This is a genomic window from Mycobacterium sp. 050128, assembly GCF_036409155.1.
Lineage (GTDB): Bacteria > Actinomycetota > Actinomycetes > Mycobacteriales > Mycobacteriaceae > Mycobacterium.
This window is the reverse complement of the sequence record NZ_JAZGLW010000008.1, coordinates 18,427-40,649: the sequence shown is the minus strand read 5'-3', so window position 1 is coordinate 40,649 and position 22,223 is coordinate 18,427. Positions and strand designations below refer to the sequence as shown.

Sequence of the window (22,223 nt, the reverse complement as noted above, 5' to 3'; positions counted from 1 at the left end):
CGCACAAGCCTTCACCACCCCCACCGATTTTCCCGCCAGCCTCGACACCCTCGTGCCGTCGGGCGCCAAGGCCCGCATCCGTGCCAACATCGCCGCCCTCCACTTGCTGCGCACCCTGCACGACGCCCAACGCCCCGCCACCCCGGCCGAACAACGCACCCTGGCCGCCTGGTCGGGATGGGGTGCCGTACCCCAGGTCTTCGACACCCGCCACCACGACCTCGACGACGAACGCAACACTCTGGCCGAGCTGCTCGACCGCGAGCAATACCGCCAAGCCGAAGCCTCCATCCTCAACGCCCACTACACCGATCCCGCCATCGCTGCCGCGGTGTGGGACGCACTAGGGCGGGCCGGATTTTCCGGCGGCCGCGTCCTGGAACCAGGTTGCGGATCAGGGACATTCATCGCCCACGCCCCCGCCAATGCTGTCATGGTTGGCGTCGAAAGCGACGCCACCACCGCCGCCATCGCCGCCTTGCTCTACCCCTCAGCGCAAATCCGCCACGAAGGTTTTGAGACCACCCGCGTTCCGGAGAACAGTTTCACCGCCGCCATCGGCAACGTTCCCTTTGGCCGCTACGCGGTCACCGACCCCGCCTACAACCCGGCCCGACACAGCATCCACAACCACTTCATCCTCAAATCCCTGGCCCTCACCGCACCGGGCGGCTACGTGGCCGTCTTGACCAGCCGCTACACCCTGGACGCCGCGAAATCCTCGGCCCGGCGTGAAATCGCCGCCAAAGCCGATCTCATCGGCGCCATCCGGCTTCCCTCCAAAGCCTTCGCCCGCGTCGCCGGCACCGAGGTCGTCACCGACCTTCTGATCCTTCGCCGCCGTGACGCGCGCACACCTACCGCCGACGAGCTGCCCGACTGGGTCAACACCGAGGCTGTCGAACTCACCGACCCCGACACCGGCGGCGCCGAAACACTGACTCTCAACTCGTATTTCGCCGCAAACCCGCATAACGTGCTCGGCCAACTAGAGCTCGGACACGGGCTCAACGGCTCCCCTCAACTCACCGTGCGCGGCGCCAGCGGCACCGAGCTCGCCGATCAGCTCAGCCAGCGGCTGCACTCCCTGATCGACTCCGCACGCCAACGCGGCCTGGGACTGACCGCCACCACCGCAGACCTCACCGACGTCTCGGCAAACCTATTCGATCCAGGACTCATCACCGCCACCGACCGCGGCGCCGACACCCCCCTCTACACCCTGCGCTACAACCAGAACACTCGCGGCATCGAATACTGGGCCGGACACCAATGGGAGCCTCACAAAACCCCCAAAACCCTTCTGGCAGAGACCCGCGAACTCATCAGCTTGCGCGACGTCGCAGCCAGCCTGATCGCCTCGCAACGCGACGGCCGCCCACCGTCCGAACGCGATCAGCTCCGCGGTCACCTCAACACTCTCTACGACAACTACGTGAGCCGCCACGGCCCGGTGAACCGGTTCACCTGGGTCTACCCCAGTGTCACCCCAGAACGCCGCGCCCAGCGCCTCGCCGCCGCCGAAACCGCCTGGCGCACCGCGGAAGGCACCCCCGAACACCCCTACAACGGGCCGATACCCGACGAGCTCGCCGCCCACTGGGACATCGAAGCCTCCGAAGCGCCCGCCCCCTACAAGAAGCGCCGGCACCTCGACGGCGGAATGCGCCACGACCCCGGCTGGGCGCTGGTCGCCGCCCTCGAAATCTTCGACGAAGACACCGGCACCGCCCAAAAGGCACCCATCTTCTCCACCGACCTGCTCACCGCCCCCCTCGAACGGGCCACCGCTGACACTCCCGAAGAAGCGCTGGCGATGTGCCTTGATCGCGCCCAACGCGTCGACGTCGACCTCATCGCCCGGCTCCTCGAGGTCGACAGCGCCGACGCCCGCGACCTCATCGCCGGCCTGGTCTATCCCAGCCTCGATGACCCCGACGAACTCATCCCCGCGGTCACCGCGCTCTCAGGCAACGTCCGCGCCAAACTTGCCCGCGCTCTCGAAGCCACCCAGACCAATCCGATCTACAACGACTACGCGGCCGCCCTCCAACAGGTGCTGCCGGCCCAGCGCGAGGCCCAAGACATCAAAGTGCGCCCGGGCGCACCCTGGATCCCCGCCCCCGTCATCGCAGCGTTCGCCGAAAAAACGTTCGGTATCACCGGCGTCACCGTCGAACACCTCGGCGGACGCTGGATCGTCGACATCCCCTCTTACAAACGCCACGGCCGGCTGATGACCGACGAATGGGGCACCGACCGGCGCGGCTGCGACGCCGTCAGCCTGCTCGAGGCGGCCTGCAACTCCAAAGCCGTCCTGGTCAACACCGACGAAGGTGTCCTCGACGCCCAGGCCACATTCGCCGCGCAAGCCAAAATGGCCAAGATCAGCGAGGAATTCACCCGCTGGCTGTGGTCTGACGACAATCGCCGCGACAACCTGGTGGCCGAATACAACCGCCGCTTCAACTCCCTGCGCGCACCCGCCTACGACGGCTCACATATGCGCTTCCCAGGGATGTCTGATCACTTCACTCCGCACTTCTACCAGCGGAATGCGGTCGCGCGCATCATCGCCGAGCCGACCGTTTTGCTGGATCACGTTGTCGGAGCAGGCAAGACGGGCACCTGCGTGGCAGGAGCGCTTGAACTGCGACGCTTGGGGCTGGTGCGCCAACCCTGGCTCGTCGTGCCCAACTCGATCACCGAGCAAGTCGGACGCGAAGCCAAACAGTGGTACCCGGCAGCCAAAGTGCTACTCGGGTCAGCCGCGACCACCGCCGAAGGTCGCCGGCGCTTCATCGCTCAAACCGCCTCTAGCGACTGGGATCTGGTCGTCATCCCGCAGTCGGCGTTCACCGCGATCAACGTGTCCAATGACATGCGAGTCAACTACATCGAAGAACAACTCGACACGTTACGTGAACAGCTCGCAGCCGCCGAAGCTGACCGCAGCAAGAAACGCATCGAACTGGCGATCAAATCTGCTCAAAACCGGCTCGAAAAGCTGTTGGCCGCCAACACCAAAGACGCCGGTCTGCGCTTTGAAGAATCAGGCTGTGATTACCTCATGATCGACGAGGCTCACACCTACAAAAACCTCGGCCGCACCTGCAACATCGAGGAACTGTCCTGCGCGAATGCCTCACAACGCGCAGAAGACCTCGCCCTCAAGCCCCGTGTCCTGCGCCAGCGGCGTCGCGACGAAGCCCAAGCCAAAGGCATTCCCGCCCACCGCGCCGTCGAACGCGTCGCCACCTTTGCCACCGGAACACCCATCGCGAACTCACTCGGCGAACTGTGGGTCATGCAAACCTACTTGCGCCCAGACCTTCTCGAACAAGCAGGAGTCGCCGATCTGGGAGACTGGGGCGCAGCCTTTACCGCCACCACTACCACCATCGAAGTCAACTCCACCGGAACCAAACTGCGCCCCGTCACCCGCGTCGGCAAATTCACCAACCTGCCCGAGCTGCTCGCCCTGTCATCGATTTACACCGACGTCGTCACCCGCGATCAGGTCCCCGTCGCACTGCCGGCCCTGCACACCGGGCAACGCCAAATCATCAGTCTGCAACCCGACATCGAAGTCGTTGACTTCATCACCGACCTCGGTTACAGGCTCGATCATCTCGATGCCCGCCAACCGCAGCGCGACAACCAACTCAAGATCAGCACCGACGGACGCAACGTCTCCCTCGATCCACGCCTTGCTCACCTGCCCGCACCACCACACAGCCGAGCGGCCGCCGTCGCCGAACGCATCATGAGCGTGCACCACCAATACCGCGACCGCCCCTACACCCACCCCGACACCGGCGCCCCGGCCGGCACCGGCGCGCTGCAGATCGTCTTCTGTGACCGCGGCACCCCGTCGAAAAATCCTCGCCAGTTCAGCATCTATCAAGCCCTCAAAGACGAACTGACACAACGCGGCATGCCCGAACCCGCGATCCGCTTCGTCCACGAGGCCAAGAACCTCCAAGAACTCAAACACCTCTTCGCCCAATGCAATAGAGGCGAGGTGTCGGTGCTGATAGGTAGCACCGAAAAGATGGGCACCGGAGTCAACGTGCAAGCCAGAGCCGCGGCCCTGCATCACGTCGACGTGCCCTGGCGACCATGCGACCTTGAACAGCGCGAAGGCCGAATCCTGCGCCAGGGCAACCAAAACCTCGACGGCATCCACATCTTCAACTACGTCACCGAAGGCTCCTACGACACCGTCATGTGGCAAAAAGTACAAGCCAAAGCCCTGTTCATCGAACAAATGCACCGCAACGAAATCAAGGACACCGAGATCGAAGACCTATCCGGCGGCGACATCGGCGCCGCGGCCGCCGAAACCAAAGCCATCGCCACCGGCGACCCCCGCTACCTACGCCAAGTCGAACTCGACGACACCGTCAAACGCCTCACCGCGCTGCAACGCGCGCACCAACAATCGGTCCGCAACCGCGACTGGCAGGTCAACATCCTCGAACGCGCCATCCCCAACAAGCAACGCGACATCGATCAGCTCGCGCCCGTCGCCCGGGCCGCCGCCGCTCACGTCGCCGCCGGCGGCCCGCCACGGCTGACCATCGCCGAGACCACCTACACCGAACGCGTCCCCGCCGCCCAAGCGCTCGCCAACGTGCTACGGTGCGCCTACACCGCCGGAAAAGACCGCGGTGCCAGCCGATTTGAGCCCATCGGCGCCAACATTCATGGCATCGACATCCTCGCCGCCCGCGACCTCACCCACGACCAACTCCTGCTGCGCCTGGCTGTACCGTCACGCACCATCGACATCGACGCCCTTGAGCTGCTCTCAACAGGCGCACGACTCGGGGCTGACCTCAACGGCCCCAAACAACTCGGCCTGCTACGCCGCGTGGAAAACCTCTACCACGGACTGCCCGAACACCACGCCCGACTGCAACACGACCGCGACCGCGATCAAGGCGCCCTCGACGACTTCCTGGCCAACCCCCCAGAGCCGTTCGAGCACACCGACGAACTGGCCGCCAAAGACGCAGAACTCAAGGCGCTCACCCTCGAACTGCGCATGGCCGCCGAAAGCCCAGAAGCCAAAGCCAAAGCAGCAGCGGCCGAACAACGCCTAAAGGCTCGCGGCCGCAAACCCGGTTGGAGCCTGCTGCTCAACCCCACCCCGGCCCTGCTCGAAGAACTCGGCTTCCCCAACGCCGACGCCCTACGCAAAACCCTGCGGGCCCGCGAACGCCTGACCCTCGAACACCGCCAACACAGCATCGACCACCCCGGCCACGACCTCTAGCCCCCAACATGAAGACCAACTCGACATCGAGAGCGTGCCGACCCCGAAACGTCGGCATGGGTTGTTGCCTTCGGGCGAATCTGCCCCTTAGCGATCGCATTTCACGGCGCCAGAGCGTTATCGTGCGGCGGGTGATCCGGCCTGCTTAGGGACCTCGTCTATGAGACGACCGCGACCGCCAAGACCGTGGGGTCAGCTCTTAGAGGGAAATGCTGCGGTGATCAGATCGGTCGGTAGCGCCGTGTCATGTTCGATCACCTTGGTCCAGCCCGTTGGGCTGTAGTGCTGCGCTCCGGGTAGCGGCCCGCCATCGGCGTCAACCGGTTGGACGGTGAGCACGCCTGAGTCGATGGAGTAGCTGTATCGCTGATCTTGCGGTGCTATCCAGGTGGTGCCGTCGGCCAGCCAGACCGTGAATGTGCGCGGTCTGATGGGGCCTGGCGTGTCCAGAAGTCCCATGATTCTCCTTCGTTCTCGGCAAATTAGAGTCAGTGGGTTCGGGGCGGTTGGGGGAGTCCGCAGTGCCCGGCCGGCGCTGCATGATCGTAGAGCTTGGTAGGGGGAGCGGCCTGCAAGGCTTCCGGCATTGGGGCGCCGTCGAAGTCGGCGAGCAGCCGGTCTACTTGTTCGTGGGCGGGCCCGCCAGCGTCATCCACGCCGGTGGCGATGATCGCCACCGATTGTCCGTCGACAGCGAGAATGTAATGCGGGTAACCCGAGATGGGGGTGGCTCGACGTGCCCACCGGCGGGCCGTGGCGATAGCGGCTGCTCGCGCGGCGGGGGCGTTCGGCGCCTGCCCGTCGTAGCTGCTAAGGCCGGCGGCGTGATTGACAGTCACAGTCCAGGTGATCATGAGAAAACGACCTCTTTCGTTTCGGCATGCGCTGCTGTTGATGGTCGGCGCTGGGCCAGCTGATCGCCAAGGGCCGCACTGTCCATTGTGGATAAGTGCGGCCCCGGGGCGACGGGCTGTGGATTATTGCGCTGGGCGGTAACTGTCGAGCGTGGGATCAGCACTGTGTTCCGCTCCATCGGGGAACACATGTGTTGCTGTCGCGTGAGCTCGCCGCAGAAGTTCAAGCGCGCTGTGATAGCCCTCCTGGTCAAGGATCTGCCAGGTGCACGGGCCGCAGTGAATGTCGATCCAGCGCAGCGTGCGCCGCCGGTCACGGGCGAGTTCGTCGCGGGCGACGACGGCGTAGGTAGCTCGGCGAGTCCAGTCCAGGGCGATGGTCTGCTGAGCGAATGGCTCCAGCGGCGGTTGCGGTAGAGCCGGTATGCGGCGCAGCAAGGGTGCGACTAGGGGGCGGGCCGCGGCAAGGGCCTCCAAGACGCTCTGGGTGGCCTGGGCTGACCAGAACGTCATCAAGATGCCGCCCCAGGCCATCGTCAGACGGGCGGTGGGCGTGCAGGCATGGAAGACGGTGATGTCGCCGTCCTGGGCGCCCTGAATACGGACCAGGGTATGGGTGACGATGGCTGCGGGTGTACTGCGGGCGGGGTCGGTGCTGGGCAGGGAAACCATAATCGCTCCTTCGAGTTGATGACTACTATAGTAGTCATTCTATCGCGCCAATGTCAGCACAGCAACCCATTCTCCGGCATGCGTCGCTGCGCCGCGGCGTTGTGTAGCACTTTGTGTGCCAACGTATTAGCGCCAAGTAGCATGGCGCTCTGGGGCCCGTGTCAGCAATCTCCCGGGTGAGATGTCCGCCCTCGCGGAGAAGTTGATGGGTGCTGGGGCAGTGGCTCGTGACGCCGCGTGCCCCAGCACCCTTCCGCCTCAGCCGGCCGCCTGCGCCTTCTTTGCGGCATCTAGTCGGTCATACAGAGTGTCGGCCTTGAGTCTGCCTACGATCACCCTCTCGATATCGGAGAGCTCATAGCCGTGGTCCGATAAAAATGACAAGTAGCTCTTGCTGTTGCTGCTATAAGTACGTCGCCACGCGTCCTTGGGGGTCTGCGCTTCCAGCGCCCCTAGCACCAGCCCGAGGGTGATGACACTTGCGCGCGCATCGGCGGTCGTCGGCAGCGCGCTCACCGCAGCGCTCACCGAGGCATCGCTTGACAGTCCGAGAAGTACGGCGGCGGTCGATATTCCGTTAGGGGTCGCCAGCAGGTGAGGCTCTGCAGACAGCTGCTCGGCGATAAACAGTGCTGCCCCCTTTTCGGGGGTTTTGTGTGCCAGCAAACGTTCTTTGACCCAAGCTCGACGGACCTCAATGGCCGCATGCCCAAGCCTGTTGAGCGCGACCACCTTCCGCTTCTCGCGCCGTTCGGCCTCCTTGCGTGCCGCTAAGTCTTCGGTGTTCGCGTCACCGATCCCGCGGTCCCTGTTCCGGTAGTAATCAGCTCGCGCAAACAGCGACACCTGATCCAAGTCTAGGCAGTAGAACTCGGCCTGATATGTCGTCGATTCTTCGACATAGCACGGGTGGACATAGCCCTGTTCGGCTTCCGCGTCGACATCGGTGGGCTCGAGGTCCCAGTCGATGTCGTCTTCGCTGAGCTGATTGCCGGTGCGAGTGTCGACGTAGTGGGGAGCTTCTTCGAGCCACACCGCCCACAGCTGCGGGCGCTGGGCGACAATGTCCTCGGCCGGGGAGTTGCCCTGTGCGTCGCAGAGCCGGTCCAACCTTGCCCGGCTTAAGTCTGACGACCAGGACGGCTGCTGCCCGAGGACGGTATACCCCTGATCACGAAGCGGCTGTGCCGCCGCCTCCCACGCTGCTTCGCTTTGCGCTTTGGAGCGCAATTCGCTCACACGATGGTCAAATTCACCCAATGTCGCCGCATCGCAGAGGTATTGAATGGCATCGGGTTCGGCGTCGAATTCGGCGAGGACCGCTGCCTGTTCGATGGTCAGCTGCGTAGTCGACAGAGCATCCATAGCCTGCGGTGATTGCGCGGCAGCAGCTGCAGCGTGCACCAACGCCTTCGGGACGGTAAGCGACTTGGCTACCTTCGCCGGGGACACTCCCTCCAGCAGTAGCTGCTGGATAGCCTTGGCGCGCTGGGTTTCGGTTAGGGCCGCACGGTGGTCGTTGGCGACCATTTGCCCAGTGATCCGCGCCACGGTGCGGCTCTTGTCGTCTTCGGCGACCTCGCTCACCACGTATACCGGCACGGTGTCAAGCCCAACCGCGCGGGCGGCCAGGGTTCGACGCTGCCCATCGCGAACCACGGTCTTGCCGTCAGCGTCTCGGGTCGCGCACACCGGTACCACGACACCTACTTCACCCACGCTCGCGACAAGGTCCGCGTAGTGCTTGCCTTCCGTCGCGTTGTCGCGCACATTGTCGGCGATTTCTAGTGCCTTTGGGTCGATGTGTTCGAGCACGCCGCGCTCGGCGGTGGTGACGTCGGGTGTTGATGTGTCCATGCTGGGAAACCCCTTTCGAAGGAACGACTACTATAGTAGTCACTCTAGTATGAGGTTGACCTAGAGCAAGTCATCCGGGCACTCGTGTGTACAATCCACACGCTTTGTGCACAAGGCACTTTGAGCATCCTGGGCCCCTATGTCCTATTGAGTAGTGGCGCCTATAGTAGGCATCATGAGGACGGGGCGATCGGACGTCAACCAACGGCGCATGGCGATTCTGGGCGCGAACATCACCAAGCTCCGCGAGGCGGCCGGTGAAAGCAAAAGCGCAGCCGCCGAGGCGACCGGCATGAACCGGTGGTTTTTCACTGGTGTCGAGGCAGGGGAACGCAATATCTCGGTGGAGCGTCTCTTCGACATCGCTGACCACTTCGGAGTACCGCCAGGCGCCTTACTCAAAGGCATTACCTAGGCCGCGCCGTTGAGTCGGCTGGCAGTCGGGGCGTAGCGCGGGCTTTCGCACAACATTCGAGGATTGTCAAAATTCTGTGGATCGGACGGTTGATATGCAGCGGCGCCCTGTAGCGCTTGCATCGCACTATTTCGCGTGATCGGCGGACTTCGGTTGTGCCACACTGGTCGTTCATGACGGTGATTCGTGTTAAGAGCGTCGCGGAGTTCAGAGGCGAGGATGTAGTGCTGGTGGCCGCTGACAGCGCCGGGCTTGCCGCCTTCGCCGAAGCTCTTGCGCTGGCACAGCGGATTGGGTTGTCCCACTTAACACATGGCCGACGGGTTCACGAATTCATCATCCAGGCAGGCGCGGCAGCTATCGAACTGTCGGACGAGCGAGTGGTGTGGCGACTAGATGACGCCAAAGCCAATGAAATCCTCGACAAGGCCCAGGTATTGACAAGCAGTGGAGGCCGCGCTGGTCACCACTATGTCGATGACATGTCCAGTCCGGCGTCCACACTCGTGCTGTCGGTCGATGAGTACTTGGAGCCAAGCTGGCTGACCGCAGGCAAAGAGCCGATCTTTGGAGACGACGATCCTTAATAACCCGATCCGGCACGTTCTAAACTGCCGCCGCCGGGCAAGATGATCAGCGTGGCGGCGGCACTGTTGTGGGCGGACCCGCGCCGGCTGGTGGACCGTCGTCGATGGCGGGCGGCGGCAGGCGCATGGGATCGATGAACTCCGAGGACATCCACGGCGCGCGCCGCAGCTGCAGGTAGTCGGTCGCAGAGCCCTCGGTGTAGCGACTGAACGCCTCGTCGACGGCCGCCCATTCCACCGGCTTCCCACTCGGTCCGCGCGTCCCCGGCGGATCATCACGCCAGTCGAAGACATCCTCGTTGTAAGCGGGACCTCGGATCTGCAGGTCGAAGAGATGCTCGGCTGTCAACGCGAAGTGCGGCCGCCCATTGGGGGCGGCGCGCGCCCGCCAGAGGGGCCCGCACGCCTGCGCCCGGTCCAGCGTCGCGGTGAACGTTGCGCGGGCACCGGCCTCATCAGCGGCCTTCCACAGCTTGTCCAGTTCTCCGCTGGTCAGCCCCCGCGCGTTGGTCTTGCACTCTCCGATGATCATCCCGCCGGTGCGCAGGACGACCAGAACGTCGACTTCCGCCTCGACCGGCGAGGCCGCGTCGCGGCGAAACTCGATGCCTGGATAGGCACCGAACACCACGCCGCCCCGACCGCCCATCACGGAGCTGATGTAGCGGATGGCCAGAACCGACGGCAGGACATCGTGACTCATGGCGCGCAGCAGCGACTCGCTGGCACGGTAGCGGTACTCTATGTGGTTGAACCCGTAGGCATTGGGGATGTGCTCCCCGCAGCCGTGGCAGATCAGAGCCGGAACGATCTCGACGAACGGGCGCCACTGTCTGTGACCGCACCGGTCGCATTTGGCTTCCACGCCGCGCAGGACCAATCCGCTGGCCGTGGCCCACCGCACCCACCGCTGCGCTCCGGCCACAGACATGCGAAGCTGCACCCGCAGCTGGTTGAAGGTCAGCGATCCGGCCTCTGCGGCGTCTGGGTCGCCGACAGCCCGATCGAGACGCTCAAAGAGCACTTCGTAGCGGTCGGAGGACTCGTCGAGGTCGTCCTGGCCTAAGAACTGGTTGAGACGTCGCTTGACCAGGCTGACGTGGCGCCCACGGGTCAGTTCATCGATGGCGGCGACCACCCCGGGGGCGGCCAGCATCGACAGCTCCGGCGCGGCGGCCCGGATGAGGTATTCGGCGGCTCTGCCGGGGGCGCTTTCGGTCGCCACCAGGCGAGCGTCGGTGGCCAGGGCGGCCAGCACCTCCAACCCGGATGGTTGGGTGATGCGGGTCGTCTGATTGAGGTGCCCACCGGTGGTGATCGGGCCGTCGAGGTATCTCAGTTCGCCGTAGTAGTGCGGGCGGCGCATGGTGGCGCTCAACGGCAGCGCGTCGTCGGCGACCGTCGTCTTGAGTCGCATCCAGGTCCCTTGGTGGCTGCCGAGCAGCGGAAGTCCCAGTGCCTCGATGTCGGTGGCCGTGAAGTCTGGGATCGTCGCCGCGCCGTCCGTGAAATGCGTTGTCTCCGTGGACGGCACGCAGTACCCGCCGATGGGGCCGAGAAGGGTCCACGCATCGACGACATCGAACCGGTTGTGCGTGGCGAGGGCTTCGAGGTCGGTAGCGGCCACGGAGAACGACGTCAGGGCCACGTTGTGGCCACCACCGAAGTGGTGCTCGACGCCGGCCCGCTGCAAGGTCGCGATGTCTTCGTCGATGGTGTCGGTCATCGGGACGGCGAGCGGCAGGCCGCGAGGGTGTGCGAATCGTGCGCGTATGTTCCAGATCAGTGCGAGGTCCTCGACACTGCCTGGGCGGTAGACGACGATCACGTTCGGGCCGTAGCGCCGCGAGATCCGGTCGTCGTCCCACTCGAACCGCGAACGCTCCGGAAGCAGGCCGCGATCGGTCGCGGCGGGAACTCCGACGCTGAGCTTGCTCCGGGTGAGGTCGACCGCAGACAGCACCGAGGGGTCGCGGATCAGCGCTGCCAGTCCGCGCGCACCGACTTCGGACTCGACGCCCCGGATCGTGACGACGTCTTCGTAGGTCAAGTCGGGCCGCAAATCGTTCCACGTGTTCATCGGGTCTGGATGGGCGGGCAGGTCGCCGAGCATGCTCAGGTAGGCGAGGTACCAGTCATCGTCGGTGCGCACGCCGCGGCATGTCTGCACGGTCGGCCTCGGGTCGTCGAGGTCGATCAGGATGCGCAGCAGCAGTTGCCGGTAGTCCCCACCCTGGATGTCGCAGAATCTGCTCCGTTCGTGTTCGTCGATCAGGTCCGTCTTGGCGATGCCGTCGATGTTGCTTTGCAGCAAGATTCGGTGCCACCGGCTGTCGATGGGTGACTGCGGTGTCACCGGTATCAGCGGCATCGCGCTGCCGGCCCAGGAATTGCACAGCTCGGCCACGGCTCGCGCGGCGGCTGACAGGTCCGTGCGATCGACCGCTACTGCGCATCCGGCCGGCCGCAGTTGCCGGTGAACCACGGTCTCACCGTCGATCGGCTCATTGGTCAACAGCGGCCACATGGCCCAATCTCCTCTTCGGCCGGGCCCGTCGAGTCGGTGGCGGCCCGGCGAGCAACATGGGCGCAACGTCGATCAACAGTAGCGCTGGCCGCCGACAGGCCCGACCAAGAAGCCAACCGGCTCAGCTCGGCTGCTGCGGCTCCTGGCGGACAATTGGCAACTCACCCCTGTCAGGCTGAAACCATTGCGGGTGAGCCGAAACGACTGCCGGTGATCCTTGCGCCGTGTTGTACCGTGGGCGACCCACTTTGCGGTCCTTGCGTTTCCCGCTGCCCGAGTCGAAGAAGTTGCGCCAGGCCCGCTGGGAGTCGTTGACCGACTGCACCAGCGCCACGCTGGACACCTCGCCCAGCCAGGCCCGCTCCGTGGTGGTCTTGGCCGCCGTAATCAGCCGGCGCTGAGTCTCGCTGCGAATCTTCTCGACATGCCCTCCGCGAGGGCTCGCTGAGCGGGGTTAGTGCCCATTCTCCCTGTCGGCTATGGCAATTCGCACCGTCGCCGGTCGACGACGTGACGTGTGGACAAGGCTATGAGCCCTCGGATTTGGCGATCTGTTCGGTGATGGTGTCGACGATCGTGGGGAAGGCCGGCCTATCGAGTGTCTCGGGGTGGAAGCGCAGGAGGTGAGGTTTCGCGCCGCGGTCGGCGAATCCATCCACCTTGCCGTCGTTATTGCGCTCGTAGTCGGAGATGACGTCGAGGAGGCCGAGGTAGTCGAGCACGCGGTGACCGGCCTCGAAGGAATCTCGGCTCAACCCGTAATTCAACTTGCGTGGACCAGAGGGGAGGGGCTGGGGTACGTCGCCGTGTCCGGCACGCATCCGCGCGGCGATGAGCAGCAGCACCAATTCGCTGTCCTCGAGGACGTGGATCCAACCATTGGTGAAAAGGGACACGGGGACGGTGAAGAACTCGCTGCCATGCTCGGGCACTCGGTAGACACTGTTGTCGCCACGGGGTCGGGCGTCTTCACGCTTGAGTACGAAGTCCTGGTAGCGGCGGTGTCGGCCTTTGGCCGCCGGGACGCTGATCAAGTTCTCGGTGTGCAGCCTGACCAGGCTGGACTGGATCTGGCGGGCCTTCTTGGTGGGCACGTCGACGAAGATCCGACCTTCGGTCGCGTCCTGGGCGTCGGTGGCAATGTAGTCCGTCCAGCCCATCCGGTCATTCTCGGCTTTCAGCGGCAGCTCGTTGCGCGCTGCGGCCTGTCCGGGCGCCAATCGCATCTGAGCTTCGAATAGCGCGATCAGGAAAAAAGACAAGGCCCGGCCCCGCGGCGACATCAACCGGGTGCTCGGTGGCCGCAGGTCTCGCCTGGTCGCGTTGCGGTCCGTGGTGTTTGCCGCCGAGTCGGGGACGAATAGCCGCACGAAGCCATGCCGAATCCGAACGTCCCCAGGCGAAGTCGCGCGACCTAGCAGCAGTTCCTCTAGGCGGGCTCCTGCGTGCGCCGCGGACTGTTCCATCTGGACAAGTCTGTTCAGCCGTGTCTTGAGAACAGCACGCTCCCGCGCATTCGGTGGCCGAGCGATGCTCAGCTCGAAAAGAAACTGCATCGGCCGCCACCCTCCATTCTTACGTGATTTATCTCACACCGCGTTCTATCCGCAACGGCCTTCCCGCAACGGCTTAACCCTCCTAAAAATACGGGCGACCGTCATTGGCGGAAGTTCTTTTAGGCGGGTTAAGCCGTTTCACCCAGGGTAGCACGGGCCCGGCGAAAGTCGCGTACAACGGTCATAGATGCACGTCAGCGGCTTGCGGAACCTCCGCCGCACAGGGGAGGACAGCAACCAACGAAGCGGCCCTCGGGGGCTGAATCCCCGAAGGCCGCGGTGCGTCATCCCACGAGAATGGAGGAACAACACAGTGTCAACGGTACCGTCCTCGCGCCCTTCGCAGGGCCAGAACCAGCAGCCGGCTCAACCCCTGCCCCTGCGATGGGTCGTGATCGCGCTACTCGCCATCGCCGCCGGAGGGGTGGGGTATCTCTCGGCGGGAATCGTCACCGCCATCATCACCGCATGCGCCGTAGCCAGCGCCCTGCACCGGATCATCGCGTAACGCCGGCTCGATCCTGGCGCGGCCGGCGCACCTACGAGGAATTGACATAGGGGCGCGGGCACGCGGCCGAACCGCATTTTCCGGACACGCTCAACCGTTGCGGCCACCTGGGCGCGGCGTGGGTGTACGCCGACGACGATCAAGACGAGGCTACACGCCGTGCATCCCAGCTCGGGGGAGTTGTTGTCTTGCTGCCTCTTTCGCCATCCACGCCGGCTGCACCCCGGGCCCAAGGGGTTCCCTGGTCCCTTCTGTCTCGGCGACCGCTCCCCGGCAAGCCAGCTCGATCAAAGCGGCTCAGCGATCACCCAAGGACTGCTAATACCGGACCGGATGGGGCTGGTGACAGGTTCACCGGCGGAGCCGACGCGCTTCTTAGGGGCCCTGTCCACCTAGAAGGCTGCATCGAAGCGGCGACGCAGGTCGGTGAGGCGCTCGAGTGGTTCGTTGGCGAAGACCAATCGTAGGTAGTTGGCGCCAGTGGGTCCCCAGCCGCGCATGGGGGTGGCTGCGAGGAGGCCCTTGTCGAAGAGTCGCAGCGAGGCCTCTTCGGGGGTAAGGCTCATCGCGGCGGTGTCGATCAGCAGCGACCAGCCGCCTTGCGGCCGCAGGACGGGGTAGGTGGCCAGTTGGTCGATGATCAGTTCGCAGCGTTGCCGCCAGGTGTTGGTCGCGGCGGCAACGTCATCGTCGGCATCCGGCGCCGACAGGGCCGCGGCGACCGCTCGTTGCGAGATGCCCACTGGACAAACAACGTTGGTGATACCCACCAGGGCGATGTCGCTCATGATCGGACGGGGTCCGACGACCCAGCCGACCCGCCATCCGATCATTCGCAGTTCCTTAGATGCCGATCCGATCGTGATGGTGCGATCGGTCAGGGCGGGGTGGCTCGCCGGGTGCAGCGGCGGCTGGTGATCAAAGCGGATACGTTCCATAGCGGCGTCGTAGATCACCCACGCCCCATGTCGGGTGACGGGTTCGGCGATCGCGTCGAGGTGTTCATTTGATAGCAGTGCGCCGGTGGGCATAGCGGGGTCCATCAGCAGCACGGCCGCCGTGTTGGGGCCGATCGCAGCGGCGAGCTCGGCGGGATCGGTGCGCCAGCCGTCCACGCTCGGGTGTGCGGCAACGTGGCGTGGGACACCGCCGACGAGCCGGATGCGGTTGATCAATCCTGCGTAGGCCGGGTCGGTGATGACGACTTCCTGACCGGGTTCGACCACAGCCAATAGCGTGTTCAATACGCCGTTTAGACCGCCTGCGACGCTGACGCATTCGTGGATCGGATCGTAGGGGATGCCGCTGAGGCGAGATACGTGCGTCGCGGCCGCCTGGCGCAGGTCGTGGTGGCCCTCCAACGGCAGGTAACTGTTGGCAGCGTCGTCATTGACTGCGCGGCGGGTTAGTTCAACCGCGATGTCTGGGGGAGGTACATCGGTGTCCAGGTTTTCCAACCGAAGCATTTCGGGATCGTTGAGTGCGTCGGCTCGATCACCGACCTCGTTTACGCCGATCCCGCAGATATGCTGCAGTCGCGCAACGGTCATATCTCCACCCTCGAAGATTCGCGCAGTAGCTTCCCAGTATTCGACGGTATCAATGCACTTTGCCTGGCGCGACGACCACTATTGCGAGGGACTCGGCGGCCTCCCTGAGCCGATTGTCGTAAGTAACCAGAGCGGTCAACGGTGCGGCGGCTGCAGCCGTTTGAGCAGTGGCTAGGTGGATCGCGTCGAGCGAGCGCAGCCCTGCGTTAGGGTAGGCCGCCGCAGTGGAGCGTATGACCGAGTCGATTTCAAAACGGTCCAGCCTGGCTAGGACGGAAGGGACAGCCGGAAGCCCTTCGGGGGCGACTGCGCGGATCGCCCTGGATAATTCGACTTCGGTCAAAACCGATGTAATCCAAGGTAGTTCGGTCTGTTCGTCGAGCCAATTACCCAAAGCGGCAGACTCGACTTCGATCCGAATCAACTTGACCAGCGCCGAGGTTTCCAGATAGATCACGCGCTAGTACCGTTCCTCGGCACGCATGCGCTCCAAGAGGTTTCCGGCGTCGAGGCCGCCCCGCATCGGAATCGTAGGTCGAGGTGCCCGGCCATGCGTAGTCGCCGGTTGCACCCTTCCGGCACTGATGAGTGAGTCGAGAGGGCCAGAAGAAGCCGGAACTATGCGAGCGATGACCTCGCCGCGTTCAGTAAGGGTGATCTCCTCGCCGCGCTTGACGCGGGCCAAGACCTTGGATGTCTCCTGGTTAAGCGTTCGAACGGATACTTCACTCACTCCCACAATGTACTACGGCATTGTTCTACATGCCACGTCGCGAAGGGTGTTCAGGGTCCGGCCGCGCACTCGTGGAGCCAGTGGGGTACAGGGCGTGCCGATTCGCCCAGTGGAGGGCGTCTATTCACCATCGCGGCGCTCGGGGCCTTCTGCGAACGGCTGGATCCCGGCTCGCCGTGCTCATATCGCGGGGCTGTCCCGTTTTGCCCAGCGCTCATGGGCTGCTTGGGCCGACATCTGCGCGGCACCACCGATTTTGGCCCAAGACAGCCCTTTCCGACGAGCTCCGACTACTGCCTGGTCGAGTTGTTCTTCGCCGGCACGTATCGCAGCGAGCGCTGCTTTGATAGCGGCTTCGGCGTCGACGTCCTTGATGTGTTCGTTCCACCAGGCGTCATGCGCGGCTGTGTAGGCATCACCGATGATGACGTCGAGTACGTCCTCGTCGGCCGCGTAGATGCGAAAGGCTTCGGGGGCATGCCGGACAGGTGAGGGAACTCGTTTCCAAAGTTGTTGACTGAACCAGCGTTTGGAGGGCATTGTGTCACCCGGGCCGTAGCAGTTGCAGGTAACCCGCCAGCCGATGACTTCCCCGGCCGGCCTGGTTGCAAACTCAGGCCGGCCGCCGTGGCGTCTGACTGCCTCTTGCCCGAACGTGCCGTCGCCGTACTGGTCGACGGCGAGGTATCCAGGAGGAACGCCAGTGCCGCTGATTCCGAGGGCCCGTAGGCCGTCTTCAAACTCAGCCGCAAGGTAACCCTCGTGCCACTCGCTGCCGCCATCGCCGGTGGTGTATTCCCATCCCACGGCGGATAGGGTAACACATATATCAAGTGCTCCTGATGCCGAAGGCTCGCCCGCATCAAGATTACCTGACGTAATCTCTATTATCTGGCATTGCGGGTGGCCGTGGCCTGGTGCCAACCGTAAGAGCTACGGCTTCCCGCGACTGTTCGATCAGCCCATACAGAGGCTTCTTGGTCTGGGCCGCGTAGCGTCCGAGCGCCTCAGGCAGGCATCTCCGCAAGCCGGTCGATGAAGTCTTGACCGCGGTTCGACGCGGAACCGAAGGTGGGCGGGGCGTCACAGACTTAAGTCGTCACCGCCGTCGTGGCCGGACTCCTCCAGCCCGTGCCCATCCTCACCACGCTCGATCTCGATATGTCGACCCGCGTCGACAGTGATCGCCTTGAAAACGACGATGAACTCTTCAGGATGAACCTGGGTGCTGCCCCGGTCCGGCATCGTCAGCGCCGAGCGCTGGTTCCACACCGCCGGATCCAAATCGGTGAAATCAAGCCGGTACGGGCTACGTTCGCAGACATGGTTGAGCAGGATTCGCATCACCCTGCCGTTTCCGTCGCGGAAAGGGTGCGCGAAGTTCCCGATTGCCGCAGTAGTCGACACATTGGCCGCGAACACATCACGATCATCGATGTGCCAGTCGGTTTCGCCGATTTGGCGGTGCATCTCGTCGACGACCCTTGGAATGTCAATGACGCTGGCGAACTCATTGACGCCGCGGCGCATGTTCACCGTCCTGTATTCGCCTGCCCAGGTGTAGATCCGCGAAAACAGCGCGGCGTGAATGGCTTTGAGGTGCGCGGCGTCAAAGGTCCGATCGATCGGGACGAGACCTGACGTGATCCGCTCGGCTTGCAGCGTGGTGTGCAGGCGTTCCATCGCGGTCAGGGTGGCCTGGTCTTTGAGCCCCAATTTGTTTTTCAGGACCTGCGTATTTGGCCAGAAGTACGATTCCCATTGCGGCACCGGCACTCTCGGGCGTGAGGTCGTCAGTCAGGACGGTCGGGCATCGGCGCGATTGCCCTGCAGCCGGTCCAGTCCGCGCCTGAGCACTTCATCGTCACTGAGATGTCCAGCGGTCGCTTCACACAGATCGCGAATGTCGTCCTCGTTGGGCTCCCAGCCCTCCAGAACGTTGTTGGCGATGGCGAACTCGAGGGCCTGCGCTCGCACTTCACCAAGCATTCCGAAATGCTGCGGGTACTTCTCCCTCAACTCACCCATAAACTCGATTCTACCTGTGGGACGACATCCGCGGCAGCGATCCTGGGGGCGACGGTGGTTTTCCTGCATGGTTGGACTTGCATCAAGGCACCCGATGCGCCTGCAGTCGAGTCGTCTCTTTCAAGCCGTCGCGAAGGCACGATGAAGAGCATGCCAGCGACCATGGATGGCCCGAGTAAGCGGATGACCAGATCCGACTCCCCCACGACGACACTGTGTGCGCCGACGGTCCGATTTGCGAGCACCAACGAGAGCCCGTTCGACCCCTGCATGGACTGGCGCGCCGAGCTGCGGCTTGGACACGTCGACGTCGTCGACGAGCCGGACGTCCTTGGCGGGTACGCCGATTTTCTGACGATACGGTTGGGCGAGCACCCCATCGCGGAGATGTTGGACTCGCTGTCGCAAGACGCTGAGAACTTCGCTGGCCTGTTCGACGGAAAGTACGTCGCCGATTCCGTTCAGGAGCAGTTCCCAGAGCCTTTCAACACCATCCTCATCCTGCTCACCGTCTTCGTCGCGGAACCCCTACGGGGCCACGACCTCGGGGCGTGGCTCGCCGCAGAGGTGATCGCGCGAATGGCGAGCGTATCGGACACGCTGGTTCTGCTCTATCCGCACCCGGCCGGCGAAACTCCCGAAGATGTTTCAGAGATCCAGGCGATCGATGCGCTCAACCGGTACTGGCGCAAGGCCGGTCTCGTTCCACTTGACGAGCACCCTGGATTCCTGGGCCAGTCAACGGCATACACTGCGCTCCCTAACGCACGCGACGAGCTCCACAACGTCGAGGATGTGCGGATCGCCGTCGATATGAGCGATCCACGTTTGGATTTAGACATCGTCTGACGCGAATCGCTTCGCGTAGGCACAGGGCTGCCAATCCGCGCCACGGCCGCGAGTATCTGCGGCCCAGCTGTCCGCAGCGGGATCGCTGATTGGCCCCTTTGCGTTGTGCCTGTTCGTTAGCTTCCTACGATCGTGAGCGTGATGCTGCGGTGCACCGGCAAGGTGTTGGCGCTGTTGGGGGTGTCTACGCCGGTCGTCGGCGAGGCCTGCGAGCAGGACTGGTATGCCCACCTGGTCTGGGTCGATCGGCGCAAGTGCTTACTGGTGACCCACGCCGGGACGTTGCTTTCGGTGTTCGTGCCGAATGTCACGGCCGCCGCGCTACGTCCGATCGGTCCGCCCGTCGTCTCGGCGATCGAGGCCGCGCTGCGAGCCGAAGGGCTGGCTGTCGATGCGCTCGGCGCCCTTGATGCCCACCAGGTCACCGTGGCCAAGACTGCCGACCGCCGCATTTTGGGCACCATGAATGATTTGGCGGTCACCGCCGAGCATGTCATCGCCGCCGGTGGCGGTCTGGCCCGCTGCGACATCGATGCGCTCAACCATGCTCCGCATCGCACGATCAATAGCATCACCGGCTATGTCCGGCCGATCGAGCTGGTCACCGCCAGTCGTGGGGGCCGGCGGTGAGCGACGTGGTGCTGGTGCACGGTAGCACCCAGTCCGCAGCCGGGTTCTGGTGGCTGATCGAGGCCCTGGCCCGGCGCGGGCACCGGGCGCTGACCGTCCAGGTGCCCGGCGCGGCCGCGGCCACCAGCACCGACTACGCCGAGCTGCTGGCCGCACAGCTGCCCGCAGATCTGCACCGACCGGTGATCGCGGCGCATTCGGCGGCGGGGCTGCTTGTGCCCGCCCTGGCGGAGCGGCTCGACGCCGCTCACCTGGTGTGGCTGGCCGCCGCCGTGGCCGACTACGCCGGCGGGCGCAGCCTGCTCGCCGAGATCCACGCCGACCCGACCGCGATCTTTCACGAGGAATGGATCGGTGTGGACCCCTCCAGTGATCCGGTGCTGGCCACCTACTTCCTGTTCCACGACGCCGACCTGGCCACCCTGCGGCAGGCCCTCCCCACCGTGGCCCGCTGCGACCTAACCGCGATCTACGCCGAAACCCCGCCGGTCGATCCCGCCGCGCGGCCCTCGACCTACCTCCTGCCGGTCAGCGACCGCATCCTGACCCGCGCGGCAATGCTCCACATGGCCCGCGAGCGCCTCGGCGTCGAACCGGTCGAGGTCCCCGGCGGACACAACACCCACGTCGCTCACCCCCAGGAAATCGCCAAGGTCATCGACCAGGCAACACGACAACCGGCGCACGCAACGCATCCGAGCTGATCACGCCGTCTCACGTTGGATCCTTTACTGAGAAGGGCGCGCGGCGTGACCCGCGTGTGCTCGCTACGGTTCCCGCGACTGTTCGATCAGGCGGTACAGCGGGTTTTGGGCAGCTGCCGCGCGGTTCTGGGTCCCGGCGCCATCGACGTAGCGCTGCGAGGTCACCATCGACTCGTGCCCGAGAAGCTTCATCAGCGCATACACGCTGACATCCGCATTGGCCAATTCGGTGGCGAAGCTGTGCCTGAAGCCGTGCAGTAGGACTCCTCGCGCGCGCTGGCTGTCCAGCCCGGCCTTCTTGAAGGCACGTAGCACCCGGTACTGCAGCGCGCCGCGGGTGATGCGGTGACCGTCACTGCCGACGAACAGTGGGGAACTGGCCGGCCACGCGGCCAGGCCACCGGTAATGGGTCGGCGTTTGGTGCTCCCGGGGAAGCGGGCCGCGCGGGAGTCCAGGTAGGCCTCGAGTTCGTGAATCAGGGGCTGTTCCACCGGTATCCGGCGGTCCTTGTTGCCCTTGCCGTGCACGTGAACGACACCGCCTTCATTCGTCGGTCGGATGTCCCCGACATCGGCGCGCACAAGTTCGTCCGCGCGAAGGCCGGCGAGCACCCCCGTCAGCACGATGACCCGGTCGCGTTCGGCCCAGTCGGAGCGGCGCACCGAACCGCGGTCTTCCTCGATCACCGTCAGCAGTTCCGAGATCGTGTCGGCGCCAAGCCCTTTCGGGAGTGTCTTCGCGACTTTGGGCCGGCCGACTAGCGGCATCGGGTTGCCTGTGATGAGTTCTCCGGTGTAGAGGAAGTCGCACAGCGTGTTCCAGTTTGACCAGCACCGCCGGATCGATGCGGCCTCGTGGGTGTCGGCATAGGCGGCGAAGGCGGCCTGCATCGCCTCCCTGGTAATTGCGTCCGGCGCCAAATGCACAACCCGGTCGCCGGCACCAGCGAGCTGTGTGGCGATCGCGACGAAGTCCTGTCGGTAGGCCTTCACGGTGTGCGGTGAAGGCTTGCGCACAGCCCGGTCCGCCAGAAACGCCAAAAACCAACCAGGGTACCGCGATTCATCGTCACTGAGGGCACGTGGCACCGGCGTCATGGTGCAATGGTCGCACAATCATGGATAACAGCAGTTATGCATGAACTGCCCCCCAGCGTGTCGCGCCATTGCTAACGACGGCGCGGGGGGAGCGGAGGCATAGACGCATCCCGATGGATCACAACGGTTATCCACAACCGTGCCCCGGCCCATGGATAGTTTGTTCGAGTCACCGAATATCCCTACGCGAACTGGCCGCGTCTCGGAAACAACGAGAAAACAACGCCGGACAAACGGGCTAGCGACGCGACGGTGAGCTTCGGAGCTGATACTCACAAATGATGTCCGCCAGGCGGTTTGGGGCGAGCCAGCGTCATCCTGTGCAGACCAGACACGCATCCGAAAGCGCTGTGCGAGGCGGATGTTGCGCAGAT

At 64.4% G+C, this 22,223-nt stretch carries 21 protein-coding genes; 8 read left to right on the top strand and 13 right to left on the bottom strand.

Annotation, left to right across the window (positions count from 1 at the left end; translation table 11 throughout):
* Positions 1-52: 52 nt before the first annotated feature.
* Positions 53-5,281, top strand: coding sequence for a helicase-related protein (locus tag SKC41_RS29630; protein WP_330981257.1), 5,229 nt, complete (start codon positions 53-55; stop codon positions 5,279-5,281).
* Positions 5,282-5,473: 192 nt separating this feature from the next.
* Here the strand turns inward: SKC41_RS29630 and SKC41_RS29625 are convergent, their stop codons facing one another.
* The 4 genes from SKC41_RS29625 to SKC41_RS29610 form a co-directional block, all read right to left on the bottom strand.
* Positions 5,474-5,740 (bottom strand): hypothetical protein, encoded by a 267-nt coding sequence (locus tag SKC41_RS29625; RefSeq protein WP_330981256.1) that lies wholly within the window; start codon positions 5,738-5,740, stop codon positions 5,474-5,476.
* A 29-nt stretch (positions 5,741-5,769) separates the two neighbouring features.
* The gene (locus SKC41_RS29620) at positions 5,770-6,135 is read right to left on the bottom strand and encodes a hypothetical protein (protein WP_330981255.1); all 366 of its coding nucleotides are present in this window, start codon (positions 6,133-6,135) and stop codon (positions 5,770-5,772) included.
* 123 nt (positions 6,136-6,258) lie between these two features.
* Positions 6,259-6,807: a hypothetical protein gene (locus tag SKC41_RS29615; protein WP_330981254.1), complete on the bottom strand. Its 549-nt coding sequence runs from the start codon at positions 6,805-6,807 to the stop codon at positions 6,259-6,261.
* Positions 6,808-7,065: 258 nt separating this feature from the next.
* On the bottom strand, positions 7,066-8,622 hold the full coding sequence (locus tag SKC41_RS29610) for a ParB/RepB/Spo0J family partition protein (RefSeq protein ID WP_330981253.1): 1,557 nt from the start codon (positions 8,620-8,622) through the stop codon (positions 7,066-7,068).
* A 217-nt stretch (positions 8,623-8,839) separates the two neighbouring features.
* Here SKC41_RS29610 and SKC41_RS29605 point away from each other — a divergent pair, with 217 nt between their 5' ends.
* Positions 8,840-9,079, top strand: coding sequence for a helix-turn-helix domain-containing protein (locus SKC41_RS29605; protein WP_330981252.1), 240 nt, complete (start codon positions 8,840-8,842; stop codon positions 9,077-9,079).
* Positions 9,080-9,252: 173 nt separating this feature from the next.
* Positions 9,253-9,666 (top strand): hypothetical protein, encoded by a 414-nt coding sequence (locus SKC41_RS29600; protein WP_330981251.1) that lies wholly within the window; start codon positions 9,253-9,255, stop codon positions 9,664-9,666.
* Between the two features lie 46 nt (positions 9,667-9,712).
* Here SKC41_RS29600 and SKC41_RS29595 read toward each other — a convergent pair whose 3' ends face one another.
* Positions 9,713-12,193, bottom strand: coding sequence for a hypothetical protein (locus tag SKC41_RS29595; RefSeq protein ID WP_330981250.1), 2,481 nt, complete (start codon positions 12,191-12,193; stop codon positions 9,713-9,715).
* 257 nt (positions 12,194-12,450) lie between these two features.
* Here SKC41_RS29595 and SKC41_RS29590 point away from each other — a divergent pair, with 257 nt between their 5' ends.
* On the top strand, positions 12,451-12,594 hold the full coding sequence (locus SKC41_RS29590) for a hypothetical protein (protein WP_330981249.1): 144 nt from the start codon (positions 12,451-12,453) through the stop codon (positions 12,592-12,594).
* A 126-nt stretch (positions 12,595-12,720) separates the two neighbouring features.
* Here the strand turns inward: SKC41_RS29590 and SKC41_RS29585 are convergent, their stop codons facing one another.
* Complete coding sequence (locus SKC41_RS29585; RefSeq protein WP_330981248.1) at positions 12,721-13,659, bottom strand: hypothetical protein; 939 nt, start codon at positions 13,657-13,659, stop codon at positions 12,721-12,723.
* A gap of 403 nt (positions 13,660-14,062) precedes the next feature.
* Between SKC41_RS29585 and SKC41_RS29580 the strand changes: the two genes are divergently transcribed.
* Positions 14,063-14,257 (top strand): hypothetical protein, encoded by a 195-nt coding sequence (locus SKC41_RS29580; RefSeq protein WP_330981247.1) that lies wholly within the window; start codon positions 14,063-14,065, stop codon positions 14,255-14,257.
* A gap of 392 nt (positions 14,258-14,649) precedes the next feature.
* Here the strand turns inward: SKC41_RS29580 and SKC41_RS29575 are convergent, their stop codons facing one another.
* From SKC41_RS29575 to SKC41_RS29550, 6 genes are all read right to left on the bottom strand, one after another.
* Positions 14,650-15,807 (bottom strand): pyridoxal phosphate-dependent aminotransferase, encoded by a 1,158-nt coding sequence (locus SKC41_RS29575; RefSeq protein WP_330981246.1) that lies wholly within the window; start codon positions 15,805-15,807, stop codon positions 14,650-14,652.
* A 49-nt stretch (positions 15,808-15,856) separates the two neighbouring features.
* Positions 15,857-16,264: a type II toxin-antitoxin system VapC family toxin gene (locus SKC41_RS29570; protein WP_330981245.1), complete on the bottom strand. Its 408-nt coding sequence runs from the start codon at positions 16,262-16,264 to the stop codon at positions 15,857-15,859.
* A gap of 3 nt (positions 16,265-16,267) precedes the next feature.
* Positions 16,268-16,540: a type II toxin-antitoxin system Phd/YefM family antitoxin gene (locus tag SKC41_RS29565; protein WP_330981244.1), complete on the bottom strand. Its 273-nt coding sequence runs from the start codon at positions 16,538-16,540 to the stop codon at positions 16,268-16,270.
* Between the two features lie 180 nt (positions 16,541-16,720).
* Complete coding sequence (locus SKC41_RS29560) at positions 16,721-17,347, bottom strand: hypothetical protein (protein ID WP_330981243.1); 627 nt, start codon at positions 17,345-17,347, stop codon at positions 16,721-16,723.
* Positions 17,348-17,623: 276 nt separating this feature from the next.
* Positions 17,624-18,310, bottom strand: a complete 687-nt coding sequence (locus tag SKC41_RS29555; RefSeq protein WP_330981242.1) for a Fic/DOC family protein — start codon at positions 18,308-18,310, stop codon at positions 17,624-17,626.
* A gap of 27 nt (positions 18,311-18,337) precedes the next feature.
* On the bottom strand, positions 18,338-18,568 hold the full coding sequence (locus SKC41_RS29550) for a hypothetical protein (RefSeq protein WP_330981241.1): 231 nt from the start codon (positions 18,566-18,568) through the stop codon (positions 18,338-18,340).
* A gap of 150 nt (positions 18,569-18,718) precedes the next feature.
* Between SKC41_RS29550 and SKC41_RS29545 the strand changes: the two genes are divergently transcribed.
* The 3 genes from SKC41_RS29545 to SKC41_RS29535 all read left to right on the top strand — a co-directional run bounded on the left by SKC41_RS29545 (position 18,719) and on the right by SKC41_RS29535 (position 20,751).
* Positions 18,719-19,417, top strand: coding sequence for a hypothetical protein (locus tag SKC41_RS29545; RefSeq protein WP_330981240.1), 699 nt, complete (start codon positions 18,719-18,721; stop codon positions 19,415-19,417).
* A gap of 141 nt (positions 19,418-19,558) precedes the next feature.
* Complete coding sequence (locus SKC41_RS29540; RefSeq protein WP_330981334.1) at positions 19,559-20,047, top strand: DUF6933 domain-containing protein; 489 nt, start codon at positions 19,559-19,561, stop codon at positions 20,045-20,047.
* Positions 20,044-20,751: an alpha/beta hydrolase gene (locus SKC41_RS29535; protein ID WP_330981239.1), complete on the top strand. Its 708-nt coding sequence runs from the start codon at positions 20,044-20,046 to the stop codon at positions 20,749-20,751. Before SKC41_RS29540 ends, SKC41_RS29535 begins: the two co-directional genes overlap by 4 nt.
* A 63-nt stretch (positions 20,752-20,814) precedes the next feature.
* On the opposite strand, the gene SKC41_RS29530 is transcribed toward SKC41_RS29535, so the two are convergent.
* On the bottom strand, positions 20,815-21,849 hold the full coding sequence (locus SKC41_RS29530; RefSeq protein WP_330981238.1) for a tyrosine-type recombinase/integrase: 1,035 nt from the start codon (positions 21,847-21,849) through the stop codon (positions 20,815-20,817).
* Positions 21,850-22,223 lie beyond the last annotated feature (374 nt).

Excerpts from the sequence above, each read along its gene's own strand:
- SKC41_RS29625 (WP_330981256.1), bottom strand. The coding sequence starts at position 5,740 with ATGGGACTTCTGGACACGCCAGGCCCCATCAGACCGCGCACATTCACG.
- SKC41_RS29620 (WP_330981255.1), bottom strand. The coding sequence starts at position 6,135 with ATGATCACCTGGACTGTGACTGTCAATCACGCCGCCGGCCTTAGCAGC.
- SKC41_RS29615 (WP_330981254.1), bottom strand. The coding sequence starts at position 6,807 with ATGGTTTCCCTGCCCAGCACCGACCCCGCCCGCAGTACACCCGCAGCC.
- SKC41_RS29605 (WP_330981252.1), top strand. The coding sequence starts at position 8,840 with ATGAGGACGGGGCGATCGGACGTCAACCAACGGCGCATGGCGATTCTG.
- SKC41_RS29600 (WP_330981251.1), top strand. The coding sequence starts at position 9,253 with ATGACGGTGATTCGTGTTAAGAGCGTCGCGGAGTTCAGAGGCGAGGAT.
- SKC41_RS29595 (WP_330981250.1), bottom strand. The coding sequence starts at position 12,193 with ATGTGGCCGCTGTTGACCAATGAGCCGATCGACGGTGAGACCGTGGTT.
- SKC41_RS29585 (WP_330981248.1), bottom strand. The coding sequence starts at position 13,659 with ATGGAACAGTCCGCGGCGCACGCAGGAGCCCGCCTAGAGGAACTGCTG.
- SKC41_RS29575 (WP_330981246.1), bottom strand. The coding sequence starts at position 15,807 with ATGACCGTTGCGCGACTGCAGCATATCTGCGGGATCGGCGTAAACGAG.
- SKC41_RS29550 (WP_330981241.1), bottom strand. The coding sequence starts at position 18,568 with ATGGGTGAGTTGAGGGAGAAGTACCCGCAGCATTTCGGAATGCTTGGT.
- SKC41_RS29545 (WP_330981240.1), top strand. The coding sequence starts at position 18,719 with ATGCCAGCGACCATGGATGGCCCGAGTAAGCGGATGACCAGATCCGAC.
- SKC41_RS29540 (WP_330981334.1), top strand. The coding sequence starts at position 19,559 with ATGCTGCGGTGCACCGGCAAGGTGTTGGCGCTGTTGGGGGTGTCTACG.
- SKC41_RS29530 (WP_330981238.1), bottom strand. The coding sequence starts at position 21,849 with ATGACGCCGGTGCCACGTGCCCTCAGTGACGATGAATCGCGGTACCCT.